This is a genomic window from Teredinibacter turnerae T7901 (assembly GCF_000023025.1).
GTDB lineage: Bacteria > Pseudomonadota > Gammaproteobacteria > Pseudomonadales > Cellvibrionaceae > Teredinibacter > Teredinibacter turnerae_B.
The window spans coordinates 3,869,996-3,896,653 of sequence record NC_012997.1 but is presented as its reverse complement, the minus strand read 5'-3'; the positions used below and the strand labels follow the sequence as shown (position 1 = coordinate 3,896,653).

Here is a 26,658-nt window from a genome sequence, read left to right as displayed (position 1 = left end):
CCTGGGGGCGAGTAGCGACTTAAGACGCTACTCGCCCAGTCGTAAAGCCCGCCATCATACAGATTGATCCCGTGTTTTCAAACGGCCTTAGCGTCCACGTTTGGGTATGGTCATTGGGAAATACCCATTTGCCATCAGTTCGGACCGTTCTTTCTGCGGTGCCATTATTGCAGGAACACCCACACGCCCATGCATAGCATTAGTAGATTTTCTGTTAGTGATACAGCACCCAGGGGGACGCGGCTATTTCCGCCCACACAGGCGCATTTAAGCTCTCGTTCATCAATATAGACGGCTTTAATTACTGAGATTGCCCCCAGCAAACCGATAAATATTGCGGGCGGGCCGACTAGCATCGCTGGCAGTGAGGCCAGCATGCCGATTCCAGCGTAAGCCTCAACAAATGCGTAAACGTAAGCATAGCGCACCCAATGCATGGCTAGCAGGTCGTAGGTGATAAATTGCATGGAAAAAGCGCGTAAATCTCGCAATTTCTGTATTGCCAGAATACACATGCTCAACGCGATAAATGTTTGCGCAACGCCAGTTGCGGTGAAAGGTTCGGGGTTGCTCAATTGCAGCCCCAGTGCCATCAAAAAGGCAGTTGCGAAGATGGCGATAACGGGGGTATAGCTGGGTTCATCGTCGTTGGGTAAGGGTTCTCCGAAATACGCTTTCAGATCGCTATAGCCTCCGATGCGTTCGCCGTCGATAAATGTTTGGGGTGTAGTTTCGACGTTGTGCTCAGCTTTAAACGCATCAGTTGCCTCTCGGGTTTTAAGCAGGTGATCCTCTAGTTCAAAACCTTTACGTTTTAGCAACGCGCGGGATTTCAGTCCATACGGACAGATATGTTCAGGTGTGCTCATTCGATAAAGTACAGCTTTCGATTTCATGGTCGCATCCTGTTGGGTGTTCTGTTTTTGGCAATGGCTTTGCACTTACATCCTGCGGTCTTGTTGCTGATTGGCAGGTCTTGTGCATTCGTGCTGTAGTGGATTTCCACTAGCTTTAAATAAGGTTACGCAAGCGATGTGCCACCCGATTTTGTATCGAATTTTGCCCAAAAGACCCGGCAAAAGGATTTTAAGTTACAGTTTTTTGTAATGTTTACACGGACCGCGTTCCCCATAGTGCTTATTTCAGTTCACGGAGACATCTCAGGTATGAAGCGCTTTAAAATTACTCACACAACTCAGTACGACTACAATGAAGCGGCAACGTTCGGCTCCCATGAGTTACGGTTGCGTCCAAAAGAAAGTCACGAACTACGTATTGAATCCTCCAAATTGGATATTCAGCCTGCGGCGCTTCTTTATTGGTGCCGGGATGCGGAAGATAATTCGATAGCCTTCGCAGAATTTACTGAGCCTGCGATGCAACTGGTAATAAAAAGCGAAGTGGTCGTACAGCAATACAACGAGGCTCCGCTGGATTTTATTTTGACAAAAAACGCCGAATTGTTCCCTTTCACCTATGATGCTAGAGACCAGACCTATTTGGATTACTATCTCAAAATCCCTTACGGACACGCTGGACGCCGTTTTAGAGAGTGGGCCGCTGGCGTGCTAAACAGCGCTGAAAACCTGGAAACTTACGCATTTCTCAGCCACTTGAGCAAAAAAATTCAGAGTGAATTTAAATACAATGTCAGGGAGGACGTCGGTGTCCAGACCCCGGAGGAAACCCTGACGCTGGGAACGGGTTCATGTCGTGATTTTGCTACGCTCTTTTTGGAAACTGCAAGATTCTGGGGGTGTGCAGCGCGATTTGTCAGTGGCTATTTACACACCCCGTCATCGAGTGAAATACCGGGAGCCACCCACGCATGGGCGGAGGTTTATCTTCCCGGAGCGGGGTGGAAGGGATTTGATCCTACTATTGGCTCAATTGTGGGGGCTGAGCATTTTCCCGTGGCAGTAACCGCGGACCCTGAATCGGTACCGCCAATTGCTGGCGAAGTCCTATGTAGTGCGCCTGGTCAGTTAACGGTGGGTGTTTGGGTTGAAGAGTTAGATAGCGACGAGCCTGCAGTTCAATAGTTCGCTAACGAGAACAGCTTTGTTGGCAGTGGATGCCCAGCTTAATATTTCGCCGGGCATTTTTTTGGGTAACGGTGTATAACTCTTTTGTGTGCCGCTAGGGCGTCACTTTGCGGTACAGTGGGTTTTATGCGCTGCTTTTTAGTAGTCCCAGCTTTTATATTCTGCGTTATTGTTTTTCATCGATTCATAGAGCCAGACCATCCGGTCCAGGTACCAACTCTTGCCTATGTAAGCAAGAGAAACACCCAGCACTGCGCCCCAAACGGAGTAGTAAACGATGGCCCATATTGCCAACAGCATCCCCACTGAAGAAATCAGGTTGAGTAAGGAAAACAGTGGGGTTTTGTGAATATCTGGGATGTCGATTTTGTCTCGATTTAGGTATACCCTCTCACCGAGCACGGATTTTGAAGCCCAGTTACGCGTAGAGGCGGGGCGATTGAAAAAAATAGGATTCAAAAACATCCAGAATAACGATGCCAAACCTGGAATTAAACACCACCAGCCGATCCAGGTGCGGCTCCAAAATGCCAATACAATAAAGGGTAGAACAGAATATCGAGTCCATACACTCCAGGGGTTGGAGTGCTTCATCCAATTTTCGTCATCCAATTGAAATACGTTCGCTACTTTACGTTCCAGAGTCATGATTATTCCTTATCGCTGCGTCTAACGGTGTTGCGAAATTTGACAGTGGTAGTTGCGTGTTAACAGGGCGCCTGGTTATTTCGCCTGTAAAGCCTATCACAGGCTATTCCTTAAGTTGCGGCGAGATGATTAAACTCGGTCGTGCTTCACACGAAACATGTACGCATAAATGAAAGTGCAGAATTTACTAGGTGAAGCAGAGGTTCCTATATTAAGACTTAGGAGAAAGAAAACTGTAACGGTTTATTTCATTAATACTCGATAAAAACCTTAGTATATTGGTAAGCCCGCCATTTGCATTGCACTAATGGCGGTCTAATTTCCTGGTATTTAATATGACAATCAAAGTGAATTTTTGCGCGAGGAAGAATTGGTGTTAACAGGCTTTAGGTAAAGCGTCGTGCATGCCGAAGCACGACGCTTCGTGTCAATTAGAACTGATACCCGAGGCCTATTCCCAGCGTTGTTGCGCTGGTTTCGTCCAATTTAAAATATTGGTAACTCACATTTACCGAAACAGCTTGATAATTTAACTGAATTCCCAAGCCACCCCATGGGTCCAGCCCCTTCTGTTCCGCTTCTATATCGCTTTGGCCAACGTGAATTTTTGAGCGCCAGTAATAAAGTCCTGCATCTGCATAAATTGTAAATGCAGAGTGCAGGTCGTAGTGGAATCGGGCATTGGTGGTAACACCTTTGCCCAGGTGAGGGTAAGACTCCTCCAACGCCTTGGATACAATCGCATCATCCTCGTCCAGGAAGCTTAGTTCTGTGTCTGCCTTGCCCAGATCCAAGTAGCCAAACATGGATGAAACAAAAGGGGTGAAGGTGTGGCCTAGATTGATGTGGTAGCCGTTGGACTTGGCATCGTAGTTCAGTACCGTTGTTTCCACCCCGTTGGCAGTCATAGTGGACGCGTAGTCGCCGGCGCTGTGCTGTGATTCGCTCGTAAGGGCGGTTGCGCTCACAAAAAACGTTTCCGGTTCGTAGGCTTGTGCTGGGGCAGGAGCTGTTCCAGTCAAGCCGCCAGCCAGCAGTGCGGCCAATGGCAGTTTACGGCTGACTTGTGTGCGTCTTCCGATCGCCAGCAGGGCAATTAGAAGCATCAAAACACCGCTAGTGGCACCACCGCCAGTTTTGATAGTACGGCGTTTTTGTGTTGCCACCGCGCCTGGATCGGAAACGCTGCCGTTCACCTCGCCATCGGCATCGTTGGGGCCACCATCTTCAATGGTGAGCTGCACACACCAGTGACCTTCGGTAAGCCCTGGCTGCCAGGCGCTGTCACCGGGTGGAGGGCAGAAGCCCTCGGTGCCTGCGGTCGAGTGCAACAGGTTGTTGGTATCCTCGATAAAGGTACGCCACTCGCCATTTTGAAATTTACGGTACAACGCGTTGGCGGGAATTGGCGCGATTTGCGGAATCACCACCGACGTGCTGCGCCCGGCTTCGGGCAGGTCCGCCAGCTCAAAGTCAAAAATACCCGAGCTGTTGAAGTGAGTGTCCTCGTTGAAGTCGTTAAGGGCAGATCGCTCATCTTCCAGCAATCGCGCACCGCTACTCGGCGTTTGGATGGAAAATTCGCCGAGGCGGCAGCGGACTCCGGGATCGCACTCGATCAGGAACGAGTCGGTCTGGCGCGCTCGTTCGGGAAGCACATTGGTCGCAGTAATGTTATCGAGATAATCGGCGATGCCATCGTCATCGCTGTCGGCGGTACCTTCGGTTTCATCGTCAATACCGTCGTTGTCGGTGTCGTCCGTTGCCAATAGCTGGGGCAAGCTCTGCACAACCACAAAGTGCAGGACGGCGGTGTTGCTGCCATTTGCGCTATCCGTGGCTTTGGCTTTTACCTTGTAGCGGCCGCTGGCGAGGTCTGCGGGGGAGAACGTCAGTACCGTTGGTATAGCGCTGGTGTCGTTCAGGAGGCTGTCAGTGCCGCTCCAGTCGATACTGTGGGTATCGTTTGGATTTGGGTCAACAACGGCGCTTGTGACCGTAACTTCGCCACCATTGGGCGTTACCTGGATGGTCTGTTTACCCGCTTGACGCAGGGTAAGTGTCAGCTTGGGCGGCACGTTGCGTTCAACAATGGTGAGTGCGAATGTGGTTTTCGCACCGGCGTTGATATCGTAAATATCTGCGTCGAAGCCATCGCTCAAGTCTTCAGCTGCGCTGGTGCGATCATCCAATTGCACGCGCAGTACTTCATCGTTTTCAGTCGTGGTGTCTGCCAGGGTGCGGATCGCGACAGAAACCTCGGTTTGCCCCTCATTAAATACAACACTGGTTGGCACTGGCTCGTAATCTGTCTCTGTGGCTGTAGACGAGGTATCGATCATTAGAGGCACTTCAAACGGATAGCTGATCGCCGGGCCGTTCAACAGCACCTGAAAGCTTGCGGTTGCACCTTCAACCGAAGTCTGATCTTTACTCAGGCTCACCAGTGGTCGCACAAACACAGTTTGGGTAACCTGGCTGCTGTTGCCCATAAAGTCTTCGGCGGTCCAATGGGTGGCATGGACACCTGGGCGAAGCTGATAGCGACCGTCAGTGATGCCTTGGGGAGCAGCGTTGCAGCAGCCATCGCCATTCACATTGTCGGTTACCAGCGCAGCAACCGCCTCGTCGAGCTCTGCTTGGGTTGCATCCGCAGCCATTGACAGCAGCTGCGCCAGGGTTACCCGGGTGAACAGACCGGTCGCATCCACAATAATATCTGCCGGAGCGAGCAGGTCTGGCGGCGTCAAGTCGAGATAATCCAGCGGGTCGTTCGGGTCGGTACCGTCGAGCTGCTCCTGGTAGTCGCTGATGGTGTCGTTGTCCGTATCGACATCAGCGAACACCTCCACACTAAACGCGCTGAGCACACTGGTGTTAACGCCGTCAGACACACTCAGAGTGATGTTGTCATAGGCGCCGACGTCGTCGCGGGTAGGTGTGCCGGATAAGCTTCCGGTGGCGCTGTCGAATGCCATCCAGGCGGGCAGGTTCTGCACACTGAAGGTGAGCGTGAACAGGCTGTCAGCGTCCATCACGGTAGGTGTGAAGGAAAACGCCTGACCTTCGATGATGTCCTCCGCCGGAGCGCCGGTAATCACCAGTGTTGAGCCAGGTACAAACGTGAGGGTAACGGTTGCGGTGTTTGAGCTTTCGCCATCGTTGTCCAACACGGTGTAGCTGAAGCTGTCGCCATCAAGCGGCGCAATACCCGCACTGGGGGTGTAGCGCAATGTGCCATCGTTGTTGTTAGTCAGCGTGCCCTGAGCGGGCGCAGCCACCACAGTAATACTTGCGGCGTCCAGGCTGCCATCGATATCGGCGTCGTTTTCCAGCACCACCAGATCGCTGGCACTTGCGGCTAGGATAGTGAAGTTATCGTCAGCGGCTTTAGGCGCGTCGTTAACCGGGTCAACGGTGAGCGTTACAGTTGCCGTGTTGGACACGGTGCCCGCGTTATCGGCCACGGTGTACGTGAACGTATCGCTGCCAACATAGTCATCCAACGGCGTGTACACCACTTGGCCGTTGTCCACCCCGGCAATGCCGGATGCTGCGTTGGTCACAATTACCAGGGTCGCAGGGGCCAGGGTGCCGTCCACATCACTGTCGTTACCGAGCACATTGATGGTGAGGCTTGCATCCTCCAGCAGTCGCACAGTGTCGTCGTTGGCCTGTGGTGCGTCGTTCACGCTGTTGACTGTTATGGAAACTGTTGCTGCTGCAGATACGGCGCCATCATCATCGGCGACAGTGTAGGTGAAGCTATCGCTGCCGAAGTAGTTGCTGGCGGGCGTGTAGTTCACCGTGCCGTTGCTGGTCACACTCGCTGTGCCGTGCATTGGCGGCGTGGCGATTGCGACGCTGCCAGGGACCAATGATCCGTCTGGATCAGAATCGTTGCTGAGGACGGCGATGGTTACCGGTGTATCTTCATTCGTGGTGGCAGAGTCGTTTGCGGCACTCGGTGAGCTGTTGGGGTCGATAACACTTATGGTGACCGTTGCCGCGTTGGAACTGAGGCCATTAGTGTCGTCAATGGTGTAAGTGAAGCTGTCGTTGCCCAGATAATCCGTGGTCGGCGTATAGCTAATACTGCCGTTAACAACTTGCGCGGTGCCGTGCGCTGGCGCATTTACGACGCTCAGGCTCGCGGTATCCAGACTGTCGCCCACATCAATATCCGAATCATTCGCTGCCACATCAATCGTGACAGGGGTGTTGATGTCGGTAGACACCGCGTCAGCGACAGCGACAGGTGCGTCGTTTACCGCGCTAATTGTGATCGACACCAGGGTCGAGGCAGAGGTGTCACCGGTTGTATCCTGCACGGTATAGCTGAAGCTATCCACGCCGTTAAAGTCTGCGTTCGGTGTGTAGGTGATATCACCGTTGGCTGTATTAACGCTTGCCTGACCGTTACTGGCAGCCGCAACAATCAATACGCTGGCGGCGTTAATGGTATCGTCCGGGTCAACATCGTTGGCCAGTACGTCCACGGTTACCGGGGTATCCTCATTGGTTGTGGCGGTATCGGCTGTGGTGTCTGGGGCGTCGTTCTGTGGCGTTACCGTGATCGCAAACGTTTGTGGACTGCTGGTGTTATCCAGTGCATCGGTCAGCGTAAAGCTGAAGCTGTCGCCGGTGCTTTCGCCGCCGTCGTGGCTGTATTGAATGTTTCCTTGGGTTATTTCCGTTTGATAAAAGCTGCTACCGGCGCTAAGTGCGACACCGTTGCGACGCAGATTTCCATTCGTAGGGCTACTGCTCAGAGAAATCAGAATATCCGCTACGGCAGTGGTCTGATCAGTCGCCGAAAGCAGGCTGGCGCTAATGGGGGCACTGGCGCCTTCATCCAGGGTCAGGCCTGCATTGGTGGCGAGTACTGGCGCAGTTGCATCTATGGTAAACGCACTCAAGCTGAGCTGAGTGCTCAGGTTTCCGGCGCCGTCACTAACGCTAATAGTGCAATTGCTGTAAGTACCGTCAGCAAGAGCGTTGATATTGTCGGGTTGAGTCAGGGTGATGGTGTGAGTGCCGCTGGCCAGCGGGCCCTCGTCCGAACTGCCACAGTCACCGCCGACAGTAATGCTGCCCGCTTCTGACAAAGTGATGCTCAGCGTTGGGGTGGCATCGCGGTTCGGGCTGGTTACAGCGGCAGACTCGGTGACAACTGGCGCTGCGGTATCCACCTCGAAGCTGCTTAACAGGAGTGGCGTACTCGCGTTGCCGAGGTTGTCAGTCACAGTGACTGCACAATTGCTGTAACTGCCATCAGCCAATGGCGTTACCCCGTCGAGTTGGGTGAGAGTAATTGTCACACTGCCGCTGGCGACCGAGCCAGTATCGGGGCTGCCGCAGTTACCAGTAATGGTTAGTACACCGGCTTCACTGCTGGTAAAGGTCACGCTGGGCGAACTGTCAGAGGTCGGAGTGTTTACGGCGCTGGTTTCGGCCAGTACCGGGCCAGCACTGTCGATAGTAAAGCTCGACAAGGTAACCGGGGTACTTAAATTACCGGCGCTGTCGGTTGCCTGAGCAACGCAGTCACTGTAGGTGGCGTCGCTCAGCGTTGCCAGAGTTACGCTGTTATTGCCGGTGATCAGTGCGCTAGTACTGCCGAGGGCACAACTGCCCGTGATCTGCAGGGTGCTGGTTTCGTTCACCGCCAGCGTCAGGCTGGGCGTTGTGTCCGCCGTGGGTGTGCTGACTGCAGTTGCTTCCGTTAAGGTAGGCGCCTGGGTGTCTACCTGGAACGCAGATAGGGCGGCGGGCGCGCTGCTGTTGCCTGCCGGGTCGGTAAGGCTCACGGTACAGTCGCTGTAGGTGCCATCTGCCAGCGCGCTGCTGTTGTCTGTCTGGGTCAGCGTGATGGTTTGGCTACCTGCGCCTATGCTGCCTTCCGCCGCGCTGCCACAACTACCATTCACCGCCAGAATACCCGCTTCACTCAACAGTAAAGCCACATCCGGTGTTGCATCATTGGTGGGTGTTGCTACGGCGGTTGCCTGGGCGATAGATGGCGGTGTGGTGTCGATGGTGAACTGTGCCAGCGCCAGTGGGGTACTGCTGTTGCCGGCACTATCAGTCACAGTCAGAGTACAGTCGGCGTATGTTCCATCGCTCAGACTGCTGCTGTTGTTGGTGGCGGTGAGGGTGATAGGGGTGTTGCCACTACTTATCGTGCCTATGTCGCTGCTGCCACAACTGCCGCCGACAGCAAGTGTGCCCGCTTCTGAGCTGGAAAAGGTGAGGCTCGGGGTTGAGTCCGTACCCAGACTCGGCACCGCGGTCACCACGGCCAATGTCGGCGCACTGGTGTCGATAGTGAAGCTGCTGAGACTCAGCGGGCTGCTGGCATTGCCTGCGGCGTCGGTGAGTACTGCCGTACAATCGCTGTAGGTACCGTCCGCTAAATCGGCGGACGCGGATGAATTGAGCAGCGTGACACTGTTGTTGCCTACACTCATAGCTGGACTGCTGCCCAGGCCACAACTCCCACCGATCGCGAGGCTGCCGACTTCGGACGCCGCGACTACGAACGCTGGTGAGCTGTCGTTGCCAAGTGTTGTTACTGCCGTGAATTCTGTGAGCGTTGGCGAGGTTCGATCAACTGTAAAGCTGCTCAACGATAGCGGCGGGCTGGTATTGCCCCCCGCGTCGGTAGCCGTAATTGCACAATCGCTATAAGTGCCTTCAGTGAGGCTGGTGGTGTTATCCGGCTGGGTGAGCCGCAAGCTGACATTGCCCGCGCTCACACTGCCCGCATCCAGGCTGCCACAACTGCCGGAAAACGCGAGGGTTCCGTCTTCCGAAACATTGACCACCACACTTGGCGTTGTTGCATTGGTGGCACTCGCCACGGCAGTAAACTCCGTGAGCGAGGGTGCTAGGGTGTCGACCAGCACCGAAGTCAAGCTGCCTACACTGGCGAGCGTGGTGCTGATACTGTTGCCCGCGCTGTCGGTTATGGCGCCGCTGTTCAAGTCCAGCGAACCATTTAAGGAAATGCCATCGCTGTCGTTAAGGCCAGACTCAACAGAGTAAGAAAAAACCAGTGACGAGGTACCCGAGCCGGAAACATAGCTGGCGTAACGTGTAGCTGCGCCAATGGTCATTGCCAGCCGCGGCGTGCCGCCTGAGGTGTTGACCACAACCGTGTCGTCCAGATTAACCACGAAGCTAAGCGTGTCGCTCAAGCCATAGGTATTGTTGACTGGCACGGACACCGAAGTAACAGCCGGTGCGGTGGTATCGATAGTGACACTCAAACCTGCCGATGCCGCCGATGTATTGCCTGCAATATCTGTCACGGTGCTGGTTATTGTGTGCGCCCCTTGAGACAGGGTTGATGCGGTAACCGTCCAGTTGCCGCTGCCGTCAACGGTTGCCGAGCCAATACTGCCATCCAGAGACGACTGCAGGCTCAGCAGCCCGTTTGCTTCAGCGGTGCCGGTGAATTGTGGTGTTGTGTTCGACGTCAGATCGTCCGAACTCGAGGTGCCGAGATCGCTCGCAGCGGCGAGATCCGCGGTGGATGGCGCTGATGGCGCGAGGGTGTCGATAAGGATGCTTAAACTGGTTGAGGAACCGGAAGTATTTGTCGCCTGATCAGTTGCCGTCGCGGAAATCTGATGCGCACCGGCGCTGAGCGTTGACGCGGTCACCGTCCAATTGCCGCTGCCATCCGCGGTTGTACTCCCAACAATGCCATCTACGTTGGAAGACAGAGTGATTGTTGCGCTGGCCTCGCTGGTACCCGTGAAGCTCGGTGTGGTATCGGCTGTGGTGTTATCGGTGTTCGAGCTGCCGCTGTCACTGCCAGCCTGCATATCTGGCGTGGAAGGGTTGGCGGGTGCAGTGGTATCAACAATAAACGTGCTGAGTGCCAACGGACTGCTGGCGTTACCTGCGCTATCTGTCACTGTTAGCGTGCAGTTCGTGTAGGTCGAATCGGTTAGCGGTGTGCTGTTATCCGCTTGTGTTAGCGTAATTGTATGATTGCCCGTGGCGCTGATCGTTGTCGATGTACTGGTGCCGCATAAACCGCCGACGGAGAGGGTGCCTGCTTCGTTCGTCGAAAAGGTCACGTTGGGCGTGGCGTCGTTGGTTGGGCTGACGACTGGTGTCACCTCGCTCAACACCGGCGCACTCGCATCGACTGTAAAAGAGTTGATGGCCAGCGGAGTACTGCTGTTGCCGTAAGAATCCTGAACCGTGACCGTGCAGTCGCTGTAAGTGCCATCTGCCAAGGGGGTGCTGTTGTCGGTTTGGGTCAAGGTAATAGTGTTGGACCCGGAGCTTATTGCCCCTTCGTCAGAGCTGCCGCAAGAACCGCCGACAGTCAGGGTTCCCGCTTCATCCGTGCTGAAGGTGTAGTCTGGCGTCGAGTCCGTTGTGGGCGAGGGTACCCCGGTGACAGCGGTTAGCGTCGGTGCAGTTGCGTCAGGGGCTTGCAGGTTATCGACGGTGAACGAGGCGATAAGGAAATAGCGGTTGTTGGGGGCTGTGCCCTGATACTTAACCACAAACCGCGATAACGCCTTGCCCGCGCCAAAGGTTGAGGAAACATCGACGGTATCCACGTCCCCGTAGCCGCAAAAGGTGGTAGGCGTTGCCACGGTTACATTCTGGGTCCCGGCTGAAGAGTTGTTGGGGTAATAACCTTCAATAGTGACGTTTACCGAAATGTCCGATGCGGTGCAGCCCAATTCACCCACGGAAAGCTGTAAGGTATTGAGTTCGAAGGTACCTACATTGGTACCGTCGGCGGCAATTTGTAGGGTTTTACCGTAGAGCCCGGAGCCTGTCGATGCATAGAGGTATCCGTAACTGCCACCACCGTCCACGGCTGAGACTCTGCCGCCGAGGTTGGTAGCATCAAAATAACCATCGCCCGTTGATATCACTGTCTGGTAGTAGTAACTCGATGGTGTGTTGTCGTTATACAGCTGCTGCGCTGTGTATGTTTGTGGAGCCAGCACGCCGGAGAAATCTCGCAGCGCCTGCTCACTGAAAGGCGTTTTCGCGGTAATGTCTCCGCGGGCTATTTCAAGGTCCCAGTCACCGTCATTCGCCGTGTTGCCGGTGAGGTCTGCGGAAGCTGCAGTGTCCAGACCCGTTGTATGACTCACCAGGTCGAGAAAATCCTCACCCTCTGCGTTCGCAGCAAAATTACAGCCGTACAACAAAAAGTCTCCACCTGGACTTACCGCATTTTCCAACGTTGCGAATAATTCAGTTTTTTCGCGCAGTTCTGTCGCTGGAATTTGCCGACCCGCAAGCTGTAAATTGCCGCTGTTGCCGTGGCTGAAAAGATGTACTGCGTCCAAGTGTTGGTACTTAGCGAGAATCTCCACGAGCTGTGTTACGCCATCCTCGCCAGGAACAATCTCTGCGACAGCCACTCCCGGCGCGATACCGTTGAATAAGGTCTGCTTGTCCTGCACCGCAGAGTCAATGATCACCAGCTCTCGCACCGGGTTGCCGTGCATTAACACTGGCGCGTTTGTGTTCAACGTCTCTGGCGAATAAGGGGCAGCGACAGAGTGAGCCTTGTCGTTTGACCACAGCAAGGCTGCCTGTTGTGGTGTTTGTGCCCGCGCATTGCGCTGATAGGTGTTGGCGTAGCTGCCTGTTGCCGCGTAGGCGGTGAACGGGAGAAGTATCGAGGTAATTCCTTGTGCGAGAAAATGTTTCATAAACAGGCTCAGGTTTTAGTCGCTAAAAATATTAAGGGTATAAGTCTTATCGAGGGGCGATAGTGCTGGCGGCGGTGCCGGTCGTATCCTGCCAAAAGGCCATATCCTGGTATTTGTTAAACAGATCCGGCGGTAACAGGCTGCGCCTGGGCGAAAACTCCACTTTGCGCTGCACCGTATGTAAGTCGCGCACCCCAAGTTGCTGATCGAATTCGGTTGCTTCGTATTCCACATTGTCAAAATCGTGCTGATAAAAATCTTCGCCGATAAACTGGTATAGCAGCTCCAGCGTGCGGCTGGGATGCTGGGTGAGCAGTTGATAGTCGATGAGAAGTAAACGATCGGAAAAATCGCCGTAGTAGGCTTCCTTCAGCGCAGTCCAGGCTCCGCCCAATGCGCCGTTTGAATTGGCGAGCGTTTCGCAGCGCGAGTAGACAGTGGCGCGATTGCCAGCGGAGAACATGCGGCTGTAATCAAAAGGATTCTTACGATGGATACGTTCGAAACTGTCCATAATCCAAGCTGGGTTACGCACGCAACAAATCACTTTAAAGTCACCGAATAGTTCGACCAGTTGGTGCAGACGCGCAGTCCAGGCACGACTGGTATCAAAAATAATCGGCGGATTTTCCTCTTCGGCGTAGTAAGCCTCAAATAGACTTTTACACAAGCGCTTGCGCTTATCAGCATTGAAAAAAGAATAAAATTCGCTGCCTGCGCCTGTTTGTTCCAGGATGGAATTCATTAAATTTGAGACAGGGCTGCTCATCGCAGCGTGGAATCGGGGATTTTGTCGCAATAGGCCTGCGAGCAGGGTCGAGCCTGATCGTGGCAGACCTGAAATGAAGTGAAATTGAGACACCTGGCTAACCTTCTTGTTCTTGGCACGTTGCGTAAACGCGCGGTGTAGTACACGTTTTAAGCTTAGCAGGCGGATTCAGAACTGTTAGAAATAAGCCCCTCTGGTTATAAAAATAAGCCAATTCATTTCAATAGTAAGAAGACAGTTTTTATCTTGGTAACCTGGGTAGTGCGTTTGTCGCGAATTTGTTGCGTTTTGTCGGAGGAGCGAGCCATTAAATAGTGCCGCCCGCACGCTTAAACATCGGCTTCCACATTTCGATTTAGAATTTTATCAGCCCAGCTTTAAACGTACGGGTCAGTCTGTAAGTAACTGCCGGTGGTGCAGTGTCAAAAGGTGTTAGGTTAATCAGGTTCCCTAGGGCCTGTTAACACTAATTCAATTCGCTCTGCTGGAGCCTGTATTTTCAGGATGAAAGGCATTTTTGGCGTTGTTTAGCGGGCTAAACGAGCGAAAAATAACGCATCAGCCTGGAAATACAGACCCAGCCCTGCGGGTTGCGGCTAAAATCCCGCTCTCAGCGTTGTTTATCGCTCATTTGGAACAATCAAACTATGCTCCAAACGCCTTGATAGCGAAATTTTAGCCGCAACAGAATGAATCGAATTAGTGTTAACAGGCCCTAGCTTCTATTCGGGTACACACCCTCGGTGGCGATTGCGTAGCTGACCGCCAGGCAGGGTTGCAACAGGCTAAATAAACTGGAATTACCTGCGTTACCCACTTGCACTTCTCCGGTGACATCCAGGCCGCCGAGGGTCACCGGGTTTGCGGTAGTAACCGTGTAAATTTTTTCGGGTTTATCAGCTCCCGTGCCACCGGCAACTACATTGGCCAGTACGGCGCCTGTTTCTGGCGTTGTCAGGTCTGCGGGCTCGGTAGTACCGAAGAGACTCGATTGTGAGCTAAAGTTAGCTGGATGGCTGTGGGTCGGCATTTGCGATTCCTGGATGACACAGGTTTCCGCGCCTGCATCGCGCCCCATCGGCCATTGGCTGCCGCCGGGGGGATTTCCTGTTCCCAGTGGCACACGACCTCGCAAGTCGGGAATACCGAAGCTCGAACGGCCATCGCCACCGTATTGGGTGCCGATTAGCGAATACAGTGCGGTGTTATCCTGGATGGCCATGAGCTGTCCCTGGCAAAGTGCCCAGCCTTCCTGTCCGAAGTTAAAGCCGAAAAGATGTATATCACCTATGATGGGTTGCATTGTGTTCCCTCATGTCACGTGAGTCAGGACTTCAGTTGAATTCCTGCGTCCAGAGAAAACCGTTCTGCAAAGGCATAGCCAGTAAACAGACCGTCGGCGCAGGAGATGATGTCAAGGCGAACGGCATTTTCCCGAGTTGCGACAATTAACCCTTCGGGTTCGCCAATAAATAAAATGGTGCCTGCTGTAATACCAAATTGTGGGTAATCGACAGGCGTAGCCTGCTGCAACAGCAGTGGACAATTGTTGTAATAAAACAGCGCAGAAAATGGCTGCCCGGCGCCGGCACGGCACATCGCACTAATCGCTTCTGCAGACATGTTGTGCCAAATAATTTGCAGATCACTCGCGCGCGGCCGGCGAGCATAGTTTTTCCCTGGCATCGACTCCCAGTTTTTGTCTGCCGTAAGTTGTGGCTGGTAAGTAAGTTTCTGGCCCGCTAAAACCTGCTGTAATTCGGCGATGAGCGGCAGCGCCAGCCACGCCATTTGGTTGGAAAGGCTTTGTAGCGTGTCCAGCGGATGAATCGGAATCTCCCGCGTAGCCACGATGTCTCCTTGATCCGGCTCGTTGGTTGCCTTGTGAAGTGTGAGTGTGAGTACGGGCTCGCGATTGCGAATTTGCCAGTAGAGCGGGCAGGGTCCGGGATAGGCCGGTAGGCGAGAGCCGTGGAGATTGAAAACACCGTGCGCAAAATAAGCAAGTAATTTTTCTGGTAACACGTGTGGGTAGGTGAATATAACCCCGACCTCTACTTGCATGCGATCCAGATCGTGCACCAACTCGGAGAGTTGCTCTTTGCCGCAGTTCAGGTAGGGAATACCTTTTTCCTGTAGTCGTGCACGCAGGTTGAAAACTTCATGAGCGAACGGCGAGCTACTCTCCAGTGCGGGTAGCACGACCGTCGTCAATTGTCCGTTTTTCTGCAATTGGTTAAGTAAAGGAAGCGCGAGAGACGAGGCGGTGAACACCACCAGTGGTTTAGTATTGTTATCGTTCATGAGGCCACTCCACTTTCGCAGCCCGATTCGCTGGTGATTACCTTCACAGGAAGAAACCCTGGAATACCCACATGGCAGTAATAAAATTGCAGGACATCGCCAGAGTGCGCGATAAAATCTCCAGGTTCGGGTGAATTTGGTTGATAGTCGATACACACTTGCGGATCGGGTAGCGGATGAGTAATACCTGATTCGTATTCGGCGATGTCCAGGCCATCGCATACGCTCACGGTGGAATGAATAATGAGTGTGTAGGGTCGCTGTGAAGCAGGAAGTGTTGGTAGTGTGATCTTGCCACAGGGAATGGGCTCGTCGCCGGCATAGTCAGTTGCCTTATTCCAGCGTCGTATCTGCTCAATATCCAGTGCGAGCAATTGCCCTAGAAAAAGACGTTGGGCGCGCGCGGATGTTGGTTGTGCGTGCAGGAATCGATTTCCTGTTTCGCTGTGCCATTGATCGACAAATTCCGTTTGCGCATTTACCAGTGAAGCGCCTACGATTATTTTTTTGGGCAGCAGCACACCATCGGGAGTCAGGTGGCGCGCGAATCGCATCGCGAGTTGCAAATGCGCCTCTCGGCTAAAACCGTGTTGCATGGCTTCCAGCACTACAATATCGAAAGGTTGTGTGGGAGTGTACTCTAGCGCATCTACGCAAACTGTATCCTCAACAAAGCGGCTCATGCCCATTGTTGTCAGCAAAAATTTTAGTGCGTGTACTGCGCCGGGCTGTATATCGATAAATGTGAATGTGCAGGTGGGTGAATCTCGTATTGCGGAGTAATACGCCAGCAGCGGTAACACAAATGGGGCGAATGGCCCGCACGCAGGGTAGGCAATTCGTACTGGATGACCATCGCGCGCCATATATACAATTTGTTGATGTAAGCCTTTAATAAAACAATACACTCGCTTCGCGTCTTTGATGGTATTCACGCAGTGGTCCGGCGAAATAACGAGGCCGCCCTTGTTGATAAAGCGACGTGTACGCATATTTCTGGGTACATCGGCAGCCACATATAATTTATAAAGAGTAGGGAAAATCGCTGCGAGCTTTTCTTCCACCGCCAGGGAAAAGTCCTGTTGCAATATTAAATGAACGAGTTGATTTAGGTCTTCGAGCACTGACTCGCCAAGTTGTGCCACGGATTGCGCTGTGCTTGTCGCTATCTGGTTACGGATATGTTCCTTGAATTCACCAATCGACATGCCAAGCTGCGAAATGACCGTTGAGCGGGTTGCGCTCGTGGCGGAAGTACCGACATTCAGTGGTCGCGACATTATTATTCTCCTTGTTGGCTACCTCAAGCGTAGACGCGCTAGTCCTCAGCTGCTGAAGAAAACCAGGAACGGGATTATGTACGTGACAAAATGTTTATGCAGGGAATTTGGGTAATTCATTTGTTTCGTTTCTACCCGGATTGCGCAGGCGTCAGGGAATCCTTTATGGTTGTTGCAGGCACACCCTGAATGAAGGGACTATCAACAGTCATGAAGCAACAGACGTAAAGCGAATTTAATTAGATGCAGGTGAAATAAAACCAGGGAGTTGTTAGTGTTAACAGGCTCTAAGCGAATTACCTGGGTACCGAGACGATAGGGGGCAAGAATGATTAGACATTTTCGAGTCCGGGGTAAGGTTCAAGGGGTAAGTTTCCGCGCTAACGCACGTAAGCGGGCGCGGGCATTACAGTTGCGAGGATGGGTGCAGAATTGTGAGGATGGTTCGGTGGAAGCCTGTGCTTCCGGTGACGAGTCTGCGCTCGAGGAATTTGAGCGATGGCTTGGTCGGGGTCCGGTATGGGCAAGAGTTGACTCGGTGGAAGCCAAAACACTTCTCGAAAGCCAGATAGAAAAAGAGCAGGCGCAATACCTGCTCACAGAATTTACTATTCGCTACACAGATTAAACCGCGCTACGCGAGTAACGGATGTCGATTGCAGTGCACCAGGTTGTGCACTATGTTGTGCATTAATAAAAAGTAAGCAGATACAAACTTAGTACGTGTATACGAAGGTGACCGCAGTCTGGGTATCTGTTTGCTCTATATCCTCATCGGATACTACAGAATTATGCTCGTATTTAAACGAAGTTTTAATCGCAAAAGAGCCGTTTAGTGCGGCGGTGATCGCGGTTTCTGACTTGGTGCGCGTATTGTCTTCGTCACCAAATGCAATATCACTGCTCAAGCTCTGGGTGAACTTGGTGTTTGGATTAAACCGATAGACGTATTTAGCGGATACGCGCAGTATAACGGCATCTTGTTTGTCCGCAGGCACGTATACGCCATCTTCGTCTTCGCTGGGCTCGGTTTCAGCCATGGACATACCAGGACCCACGCTGTAATCCAGATGCTGGTTTTGCTTTTCGAACGCCCGGTCTGAATAACCGAAAGCGGCGGTTGCCTGGTATTTGTAGCCGCTGAATTTATTTTCCTCATAGGAAACGTAACCGAACACACCCTGGTACTCTGAATTCAGCTTGTAGTCTGTTTGCGCTGAAAAGAAGTATTTTTCTGCAGTGACCTGATCTTCTTTGTAGGCGTTGTCCCCGTCACCAACAGTCACTTCATCGCGTTTATACAGACCCTCTACGATATACTCGTTACGCCAGTGCTTTAATTCGTGATTGATGTCCACTTTGCCTTTGAACGCGCTGGATTGGGTGTTGCCGTTAGTGAGCAGTGCACCTACTTCCGCATCGACCGATACGGGACCCTGATGTTCTTCATGCTCGGTGGCAAGGGCGTGGACAGATACAAAAAAGGATGGAATTAAGAACAGCGGTACAGCTCTGTTGGTCATGCAGAATCCTATGTGATTACTTTGGCTTGGCTTAACGATAAAACGGAAGTGTTACGGGTTTGTGTGCTTTGCCGTAAAATGGCGGAAAGCGAAAACGCCGAAAAAATGGTCAACTTTTTGCTGACGTGATTTTGCCACGAAGTATTGATATTACAACCCTTATGAGCCAAAAAAGTTCACATTCCCGCTACGAGTTCCCCGTCATTGGCGTTGTTCAATCCTGCTTTAAGGAAAAATTCGGGGTGCCGAGACAGCCGGGCCTGGCACCGGCAGCGCGCGCGAGTATCGCGATGCAGGCCCCGTACAGCGTGAAGGCTGCATTCGATGGGCTGGAAAGCTGTTCCCACATTTGGCTGCAGTTTGTGTTTCATCTGTCATTGCGCGAGCAATGGAAGCCGAAAGTGCGGCCGCCCCGGCTGGGCGGCAACGCCAGCCTCGGGGTGTTTGCGACCCGCTCCCCGGTGCGGCCTGCCGCAATTGGTCTTTCTGTCGTACGCCTTGAATCCATAGAAGACACCCGCGACGGCATATTGGTGCATATCGGCGGTTGCGATCTGGTAGAGGGTACCCCGATACTCGATATCAAGCCCTACGTACCCTACGTGGATTGTGTTGCCGACGCCCATTACGCTATTGCAAGCGATCAGCCTCCACACATCCCGGTTCGATTTTCACTCGCGGTGGAGCGGCAGCTGGAAGCGTGTGATAACCATTCTCAACTAGTGCAACTTATCGTTCAGGTGCTCCAGCAGGACCCTCGGCCCAAATATCAAAAGCACCAGCCCGACCGGGTTTATGGCATGCTTTTGCTGGAATATAACCTGCAGTGGTGTTATCGCCAGCTTCCTCATGGCGAAGAAATCGAAGTCCTCGGATTACACGCTTAAGCGTTTCACGCCACATTCTTTTCCCCTCTGGGTTTAAAAGCTGCCGCCGGTTGCGTCAGGTCAATACCTTCGCTCGCGCATTCGCCTAATTTGATTCTGGGCGAATGTGAACCCCTGGCCCGACGGAGCATCGCACCGAGGCGAAGCCGCTCTGTCATCCACATCATTTAGCGACACCCGCTGTTCCAGGTGCGCACACTCGCATCCTCCAAATTCAGCACTGCGGTACGACGTACCGCATCTCGCCCCAGCTATGGCAATTAGCGGGGAATCACAGAATAAACCACGAGTGAGGCAATCATGAGAATACGTTCCACGGATATGACGGCACCGCCGGATTTAACGCTGAGTAAAGGTACGGGGCCAGCGGCAAACCAGCGCCCGGTGTATCAGGACTATATGCCGCCCTGCAACAACGCATGTCCGGCGGGCGAGAACATTCAGGGCTGGCTGGCTCTGGTCCATGATGGTAAGTACGAGCAGGCCTGGGATCTCCTGATGGAGAACAACCCTATGCCAGCAGTACATGGCCGGGTGTGTTACCACCCATGTGAATCCGGCTGCAACCGGGATCAGGTCGATGGCGCTGTCAGTATCCACCAGGTGGAGCGCTTTCTTGGCGATATGGCCATTGAGCAAGGCTGGATGCCCACGTTTACCACTCGCAAAACGGGTAAGCGGGTGCTGGTGATAGGAGCCGGCCCCAGTGGCTTAAGCGCGGCCTATCATCTGGCCCGCCTCGGACATACGGTGGAAATTCGCGAGGCCGGTAGTGTAGCCGGTGGCATGATGCATTTTGGTATTCCCGCGTACCGACTGCCGCGCAATATTCTCAAAGCGGAGATTGCACGCATCGAAAAAATGGGTGTAAAGATCACCCTCAACTACAAAGTGGAAGACCTGCAGCGGGAAAAAGACGAAGGCGCGTTTGACGCGGTATTTGTCGCGGTAGGCGCGCACATTTCGAAAAAGGTGGAAATTCCCGCGAAAGAAGCGGGCCGCATTCTTGACGCGGTGACCTTTCTACATGAGGTGAGTGAGGGCAACCAGCCGCTGATTGGTCGCCGCGTTGCAATTTACGGTGGCGGCAATACCGCGATGGACGCCGCGCGCACAGCCAAGCGCCTGGGGGCCGAAGAAACCCTCATTATTTACCGCCGCGATATGGAGCATATGCCAGCCCATAAATTCGAAGCGGAAGAGGCGATGGAAGAGGGCGTGAAAATAAACTGGCTGCGCACTATCCACGAATTTGAAGACGACCAGATTAAGGTGGAAAAAATGGCGCTGGACGACGATGGTCGGCCACAACCTACTGGCGAGTTTGAGACCCTGTCTGCGGATGCGCTGATTCTGGCGCTCGGACAAAATATCGATTCCAAACTGATGCAACATATTCCCGCCATCGATTTTTCCAAAGACGGCACAGTGCAGGTCGACCCGAACATGATGACCGGTTCGCCGGGAATATTCGCCGGGGGTGACATGGTGCCCAGCCAGCGCACCGTTACTATTGCCACTGGGCACGGTAAAAAAGCTGCACTGAATATTCATGCGTTTATCAGCGGGCAAACACCGCTAACCAAAAACAAAGCCAAAATTGTCGATCTGGAAGAGCTGAATATCTGGTACTACGCCAATGCCAGCCAGTCGCAGCAGCCAACTGTTCCGGCCGAAGAGCGCAATAAAAGTTTTGATGAGGTGCTGGGCGGCCTGAGCGAGCAAGAGGTGCAATACGAAGCCAGCCGCTGTTATTCCTGCGGCAACTGCTTTGAGTGTGATGGCTGTTACGGCGCATGCCCGGAGCACGCCATTATCAAACTGGGGAGCGGGCGTTTTTATCAAATCGATTATTCCCGCTGCACCGGGTGTGGTGCCTGCACCACCCAGTGCCCAACCGCCGCCATCCACATGACTGAAAAAGCCTGAGCCACAAGGAGTTTGCCGTGTTAGATCCCAATATCAAACAAGTGACGCTTGATGGTGGTGAGGCAACTGCCTACGTTGCTTATCGAACCAACGAAGTGTGCGCTATTTACCCCATCACACCCTCATCACCCATGGCCGAGTTTGCCGATCAATGGTCGGCGAAAAATGTGAAAAACCTTTGGGGAGAAACGCCGTTAATCGCCGAAATGCAAAGTGAGGGCGGTGCTGCGGGTGCGGTGCATGGCGCGCTGCAAACCGGTGCCCTGACCACCACATTTACCGCATCACAGGGACTCATGTTGATGATCCCCAATATGTATAAAATTGCGGGGGAATTAACGCCCACCGTATTTCATGTAGCGGCCCGTTCGCTGGCCGCGCAGGGGTTGTCCATTTTTGGCGATCACCAGGATGTTATGGCGGTGCGTGCTACCGGTTTCGCGCAACTGGCGTCAGCGTCGGTGCAGGAATGTCACGATATGGCGTTGATCGCTCAATCCACCACCCTAAAAAGTCGGGTACCGGTTATCCATTTTTTTGATGGTTTTCGCACCAGCCACGAGGTGAGCAAAATTACGCTGCTGAGTGATGCGCAGATACGCGGCATGATCGACGATGAACTCGTGTTTGCGCATCGCCAGCGTGCGCTAAATCCAGACCAGCCGAAAATGCGCGGTACCGCGCAAAATCCCGACACCTATTTTCAGAGCCGCGAAACGGTTAATCCGTATTATCAGCAGAGCATTCGCATTTTCGAAGAGAGCTTCGCTCAGTTCTGCGATCTCACCGGCCGTGAATATAAATTATTTGAGTATACCGGCGATCCGGAAGCCGAGCGGGTAATTGTACTCATGGGTTCCGCAACTGAAACGGCGAAATCGACAGTCAATTATTTAACCGCGCAGGGTGAAAAAGTGGGTGTGCTGCGGGTGCGTTTGTATCGCCCGTTCAGTGCGGCGCATTTTCTTGCCGCGCTGCCCGAAACCGCGCAGCGCATTGCCGTGCTCGATAGAACCAAGGAGCCGGGGGCCAACGGCGAGCCACTGTACAAAGATATAACTACCGAACTGGCGCAGGCATTTTGTGCGGGAACTCGCGCGTTTATGCCTAAAATTATTGGTGGTCGCTATGGGCTTTCCAGTAAAGAGTTTACGCCTGCAATGGTCGCGCGCGTATTTGAAGAGCTGGCGAGTGATAACCCCAAAAATGATTTTACGATAGGCATCACCGACGACCTCTCGCATTCCAGCCTGGACGATATTAAACCGCTGGATATTGAACCGGATGACACCGTGCGGGCGCTTTTTTATGGCCTGGGTTCAGACGGCACCGTAGGTGCCAATAAAAACAGCATTAAAATTATTGGTGATGAAGACCGCTTCTATGCGCAGGGTTATTTTGTTTACGACTCGAAAAAAGCTGGCAGCATGACAACATCGCACCTGCGTTTTGGGCCGCAACCGATTGAATCGCCCTATCTTGTTACTTCGGCCTCCTTTGTCGCCTGTCACCAATACAATTTTGTCGATCATGTAGAAATGCTGGAACGGGCGCGCCCTGGTGCAACTTTCCTACTTAACAGTCCGTACGATAAATCCGCTGTATGGGACAAACTACCTCGTCATGTGCAGAAAGAGATAATTGAAAAGCAGATTCAGTTTTATGTAATCGACGGTGCGAAGGTGGCGCGCTCAGTGGGAATGGGCAGCCGTATTAATACGGTTATGCAAACCTGCTTTTTCGCGTTGAGTGGGGTAATGGATAAGGACGACGCCATCGGCAAGATCAAAGCCGCAGCCGAAAAGACTTACGGCAAAAAAGGCGAAGAGGTGGTAAAACGCAACTTTGCCGCGATTGATCAGGCTCTTGCACATTTACAGCGGGTCGATTACCCCGCAGAAATTACCAGCGATTACGACCCCGATGCAATGGCCGCGTTTGCCAACGCGCCGGACTTTGTGCGCGAGGTCACCAGCCAGATTATTCACGGCAAAGGCGATTTAATTCCGGTGACACTGTTGCCCGATGACGGCACCTACCCAACCGGCACCACGCAATGGGAGAAACGCAATATTGCGATGGATATTCCCATCTGGGATTCTGAGTTGTGCATCCAGTGTGGCAACTGCTCGATTGTGTGCCCGCACGCGACCATACGCGCGAAGTTTTATCGGGAGAGCGCGCTGGTTAATGCTCCGGACAGTTTCCGATCTGCCGATGTCACCGCACGGGGTTTCCCGGATTTACGCTACACCCTGCAGGTGTACCCTGAAGATTGCACCGGATGTGGTTTGTGCGTTCGCGCCTGCCCGGTCAACGATCCGCAAGACGAAAGCCGTCACGCCATTAACATGCAGCCGAAACAGGAATGGTTCGAGTCGGAAAAAGAGAACCTCAGTTTCTTCGATTCGCTTCCATATAACGACCGCGCCACGGTGGATTTCTCCAATGTGCGCGGTGTGCAATATCTGCAGCCTCTGTTCGAGTTCAGTGGTGCATGCTCCGGCTGTGGCGAAACACCTTATTTGAAACTGATTAGCCAGTTGTTCGGTGACCGAACGCTGGTGGCCAACGCTACAGGTTGTTCGTCCATTTACGGGGGCAACCTGCCCACCACGCCCTGGTCGCAAAACGCCGAGGGCAAAGGGCCAGCATGGTGTAACTCGCTGTTTGAAGATAACGCTGAATTTGGCTTTGGTTATCGCCTCACCGCTGACCAGCATCTCAAGCTGGCTCGGCAGCGTTTGCAGGACTTGCGCAGTCAATTGGATATTGATCTGGTGGACGCCACCCTGGCCGCACCGCAGGCGCTGGAAAGTGATATTCGAGCACAGCGGGCGCGGGTGGCACAACTGCGCGAGGGTTTGAGCAACCTGGATGACCCCAAAGCGCGCGACTTACTGTCAGTGATTGATTATCTGGTGCGGCGCAGTATCTGGATTGTCGGTGGCGACGGTTGGGCCTACGACATCGGCTACGGCGGTGTCGACCACGTATTGGCAAGCGGGCGCGATGTGAATGTGCTGGTGATGGACACCGAGGTCTACTCCAATACCGGCGGGCAGGCCTCCAAAGCGACGCCAATTGGCGCCGTGGCCAAGTTTGCAGCAGGCGGCAAAGTCGTTCCGCAAAAAGACCTGAGTTTGCAGGCTATAGCCTATGGCAACGTGTATGTGGCGAGAGTCGCTATGGGTGCGAATCCTCAGCAGGCTTTGCAGGCGTTCCGTGAGGCCGAGGCCTACGACGGGCCGAGCCTGATCATTGCGTACAGTCACTGTATCGAGCATGGCATCAGCATGGACGAAGGGCTGAATCAGCAGAAACTGGCTGTAAAATCCGGTTATTGGCCGCTGTACCGCTATAATCCCGGCCTTCACTCTGCGGGGCGAAATCCGTTTATTCTGGATTCGCTGCGCCCATCCATCACCATGGCCGACTACGCTTACCGCGAAAATCGCTACAAAATTCTCCGTAAAAATAATCCGGAAGAGGCGGAGCGTTTAATGCATTTGGCGCAGAAGGTCGTCAACCAGAAATGGAGTGTGTACGAGGAAATGGCAACGCGCGATCCCCACGAGTTTATTCCGGATACGCGTAGCAATTAACCTGGCGATTAAATAGGTTTATTGAAATACGTTGCTTTTTCGCTGGCGGATAAGCAGGCTTCAGAGCCGGTTTTTCCGCCGCTTATTTTTCTCTGTTAAGTTAAGCACATTTCTCCGGCGTACGGCAAAGCATCTAATTGAGTAGCGTGTTAACTTTGTCGCGCAGACAGCACGCCTTTTCGTATACCCTCAAGTAAAGTAAATTTCAGCGCGCTAGTTCCACTCAGCGTTTAAGAATGTGGCTAAGGAATGCCATGCAAATATCCCATTGCGCCCTTAAACAGCGCAACCACAACAAGGATTGTTTATGTTGCTTTCTAATGCATCGGCGGCCAGTCGACGCTCTGTGATTGTCGAACTGGAGGGCGGTGTGTGCTATGCCTATTTAACGCATCCGAACGGTTCTCGTCCGGCGTTCGAGGTCCTCGTCGCCTCATCGGTTATTCTTACGGATATTCGTGAAGCCAAACGTTTGGCAAAAGCCGGTTGTCCGCCGCCGCCCACCCGAGATTACACCACCGCATTCACCGGTAACCTGCCCAGGTCTGCGCGGGATATATCGTTTATTTGGTCGGACGCGGGGGACGCTATTATTATTCTGGTGCGGGGTGCCAAACAGGCGGCGATTGCCGAAGGGCGGGTTTACTCGCGGGCGATTGGCAGGGTTGGCCCATACGGTTACCCCTGGGATGAAGAAGCTGTACGTCAGGCATTTCAGCATGTCTGTGCTTGACGAGCGCTGGTGTTAAAGGACCGTCTATTTTGCCGTCGCCCTATAAATCTGGCGGCTTTGTGCGAAAACCCTGGTTTTTTTAGGGCTCGCACGAACTTTCAGTTCATGGCGGTGCGTCCCTGCACCGCCTATATAACCAGGCATAAACTGCCGCCTAGTTAATAGGAGAAAGTAGCTATGGCACAAGAAGTCACTGGGCACTGCCTTTGCGGTGCTGTACATTATCGCGTCGCAGATAATCTGGGTATTTTTCAATACTGTCATTGTTCCCGCTGTCGGCGGTTTACCGGCAGCGCCCATGCCGCCAATTTATTTGTCCTGCGTGACAACTTTTTCTGGGTTGCGGGGGAAGAAAATATGCGCGAGTACTCGCCGCCAGACACTAAATATTTTCGCACTGCGTTTTGTGCTGTCTGCGGTTCATCGCTGCCATGGTTGTCGAAAAATGGCAAAGTGATGGTGGTGCCCGCAGGTACGCTGGATGAGCATCCGGGTGTGGAGCCGTCGCAAAATGTATTTTGTGGTTCGCGGGCGACGTGGTACAAAGCGGCGGCAGACTTGCCGGAATACGATACTCTGCCGCCCAAAACTTAGCAATGAATGAGGTAATTAGATGACAATATGGGTTGATGCGGACGCGTGTCCGGTGGTGGTGAGGGAAATATTGTTTCGCGCCGCACGCCGCACCGGTGAGCCACTAGTGTTGGTCGCCAATCAATCCATCGCGACACCCTCCGTACCCAATATTTCCATGCTGCAGGTGCCGCAGGGATACGACGCAGCAGATGACGAAATCGCCCGTAGAGTCGTGGCTGGTGATTTGGTCATTACCCAGGATATCCCCTTGGCCAAAGAGGTGATCGATAAAGACGCGCTGGCATTGAGCCCGCGCGGCGAACTGTTTACCCGGGCCAATATCGTAGCGCGCCTGAATATGCGTGATTTTCTGGAAACCATGCGCAGCAGCGGCGTGCACACAGGTGGGCCCTCGGCGCTCTCGCAAAGCGATAATCAGGCATTCGCCAAACAGCTGGATAAATGGCTGGCGAAACGATAGCTCTCAGCTGTGTCGGATTTCTGCGATAGTGCCTATGTATCGCTAAAATGTATCGCTGAAATCTTTAAACGTATCGCCAAAAGCTCTAAAACCCGACCACACATTCGCGCATCTCGCTCTCGAAAACCTCCCCTTGCGCTATGCTCATGAAAACATCGAGCTAATTCGCCAGCGGCG

Annotated in this window: 16 protein-coding genes; 8 read left to right on the top strand and 8 right to left on the bottom strand. The window is 53.2% G+C overall.

Annotated elements, in window-relative coordinates:
• Positions 1 to 164: 164 nt before the first annotated feature.
• Positions 165 to 896, bottom strand: a complete 732-nt coding sequence (locus tag TERTU_RS15535; RefSeq protein ID WP_018014271.1) for a MauE/DoxX family redox-associated membrane protein — start codon at positions 894 to 896, stop codon at positions 165 to 167.
• A gap of 270 nt (positions 897 to 1,166) precedes the next feature.
• On the opposite strand from TERTU_RS15535, the gene TERTU_RS15530 reads away from it, so the two are divergent.
• The gene (locus TERTU_RS15530) at positions 1,167 to 2,042 is read left to right on the top strand and encodes a transglutaminase family protein (protein ID WP_015820096.1); all 876 of its coding nucleotides are present in this window, start codon (positions 1,167 to 1,169) and stop codon (positions 2,040 to 2,042) included.
• Positions 2,043 to 2,183: 141 nt separating this feature from the next.
• Here TERTU_RS15530 and TERTU_RS15525 read toward each other — a convergent pair whose 3' ends face one another.
• From TERTU_RS15525 to TERTU_RS15500, 6 genes are all read right to left on the bottom strand, one after another.
• Positions 2,184 to 2,693, bottom strand: coding sequence for a DUF6653 family protein (locus tag TERTU_RS15525; protein ID WP_015818094.1), 510 nt, complete (start codon positions 2,691 to 2,693; stop codon positions 2,184 to 2,186).
• A 431-nt stretch (positions 2,694 to 3,124) separates the two neighbouring features.
• Positions 3,125 to 12,394: a tandem-95 repeat protein gene (locus tag TERTU_RS15520; protein WP_015818704.1), complete on the bottom strand. Its 9,270-nt coding sequence runs from the start codon at positions 12,392 to 12,394 to the stop codon at positions 3,125 to 3,127.
• A gap of 46 nt (positions 12,395 to 12,440) precedes the next feature.
• Positions 12,441 to 13,256 (bottom strand): sulfotransferase family protein, encoded by an 816-nt coding sequence (locus TERTU_RS15515; protein WP_015820789.1) that lies wholly within the window; start codon positions 13,254 to 13,256, stop codon positions 12,441 to 12,443.
• A 622-nt stretch (positions 13,257 to 13,878) separates the two neighbouring features.
• Positions 13,879 to 14,466 (bottom strand): phage tail protein, encoded by a 588-nt coding sequence (locus tag TERTU_RS15510; RefSeq protein ID WP_015820118.1) that lies wholly within the window; start codon positions 14,464 to 14,466, stop codon positions 13,879 to 13,881.
• A 23-nt stretch (positions 14,467 to 14,489) separates the two neighbouring features.
• On the bottom strand, positions 14,490 to 15,467 hold the full coding sequence (locus TERTU_RS15505) for a formyltransferase family protein (RefSeq protein WP_015820555.1): 978 nt from the start codon (positions 15,465 to 15,467) through the stop codon (positions 14,490 to 14,492).
• On the bottom strand, positions 15,464 to 16,747 hold the full coding sequence (locus TERTU_RS15500; protein ID WP_015817422.1) for an SAM-dependent methyltransferase: 1,284 nt from the start codon (positions 16,745 to 16,747) through the stop codon (positions 15,464 to 15,466). The genes TERTU_RS15505 and TERTU_RS15500 overlap by 4 nt, the downstream gene beginning before the upstream one ends.
• Before the next feature lie 328 nt (positions 16,748 to 17,075).
• Between TERTU_RS15500 and TERTU_RS15495 the strand changes: the two genes are divergently transcribed.
• On the top strand, positions 17,076 to 17,375 hold the full coding sequence (locus TERTU_RS15495; RefSeq protein ID WP_026337501.1) for an acylphosphatase: 300 nt from the start codon (positions 17,076 to 17,078) through the stop codon (positions 17,373 to 17,375).
• 88 nt (positions 17,376 to 17,463) lie between these two features.
• On the opposite strand, the gene TERTU_RS15490 is transcribed toward TERTU_RS15495, so the two are convergent.
• A complete protein-coding gene (locus TERTU_RS15490) occupies positions 17,464 to 18,270 on the bottom strand; it encodes a DUF481 domain-containing protein (RefSeq protein ID WP_015817031.1) in 807 nt (268 codons plus the stop codon).
• Positions 18,271 to 18,395: 125 nt separating this feature from the next.
• Between TERTU_RS15490 and tsaA the strand changes: the two genes are divergently transcribed.
• The 6 genes from tsaA (at position 18,396) to TERTU_RS15460 (ending at position 26,481) form a co-directional block, all read left to right on the top strand.
• Positions 18,396 to 19,157, top strand: a complete 762-nt coding sequence (gene tsaA / locus TERTU_RS15485; protein ID WP_041590271.1) for a tRNA (N6-threonylcarbamoyladenosine(37)-N6)-methyltransferase TrmO — start codon at positions 18,396 to 18,398, stop codon at positions 19,155 to 19,157.
• Between the two features lie 300 nt (positions 19,158 to 19,457).
• Positions 19,458 to 21,086 (top strand): NAD(P)-binding protein, encoded by a 1,629-nt coding sequence (locus TERTU_RS15480; RefSeq protein ID WP_015819933.1) that lies wholly within the window; start codon positions 19,458 to 19,460, stop codon positions 21,084 to 21,086.
• A gap of 17 nt (positions 21,087 to 21,103) precedes the next feature.
• Positions 21,104 to 24,691: a pyruvate:ferredoxin (flavodoxin) oxidoreductase gene (gene nifJ / locus TERTU_RS15475; RefSeq protein WP_015819696.1), complete on the top strand. Its 3,588-nt coding sequence runs from the start codon at positions 21,104 to 21,106 to the stop codon at positions 24,689 to 24,691.
• 307 nt (positions 24,692 to 24,998) lie between these two features.
• Positions 24,999 to 25,424 (top strand): hypothetical protein, encoded by a 426-nt coding sequence (locus TERTU_RS15470; RefSeq protein WP_015819096.1) that lies wholly within the window; start codon positions 24,999 to 25,001, stop codon positions 25,422 to 25,424.
• Between the two features lie 177 nt (positions 25,425 to 25,601).
• Positions 25,602 to 26,018, top strand: a complete 417-nt coding sequence (locus tag TERTU_RS15465; RefSeq protein WP_015819895.1) for a GFA family protein — start codon at positions 25,602 to 25,604, stop codon at positions 26,016 to 26,018.
• A 19-nt stretch (positions 26,019 to 26,037) separates the two neighbouring features.
• The gene (locus TERTU_RS15460) at positions 26,038 to 26,481 is read left to right on the top strand and encodes a YaiI/YqxD family protein (protein WP_015819916.1); all 444 of its coding nucleotides are present in this window, start codon (positions 26,038 to 26,040) and stop codon (positions 26,479 to 26,481) included.
• Positions 26,482 to 26,658 lie beyond the last annotated feature (177 nt).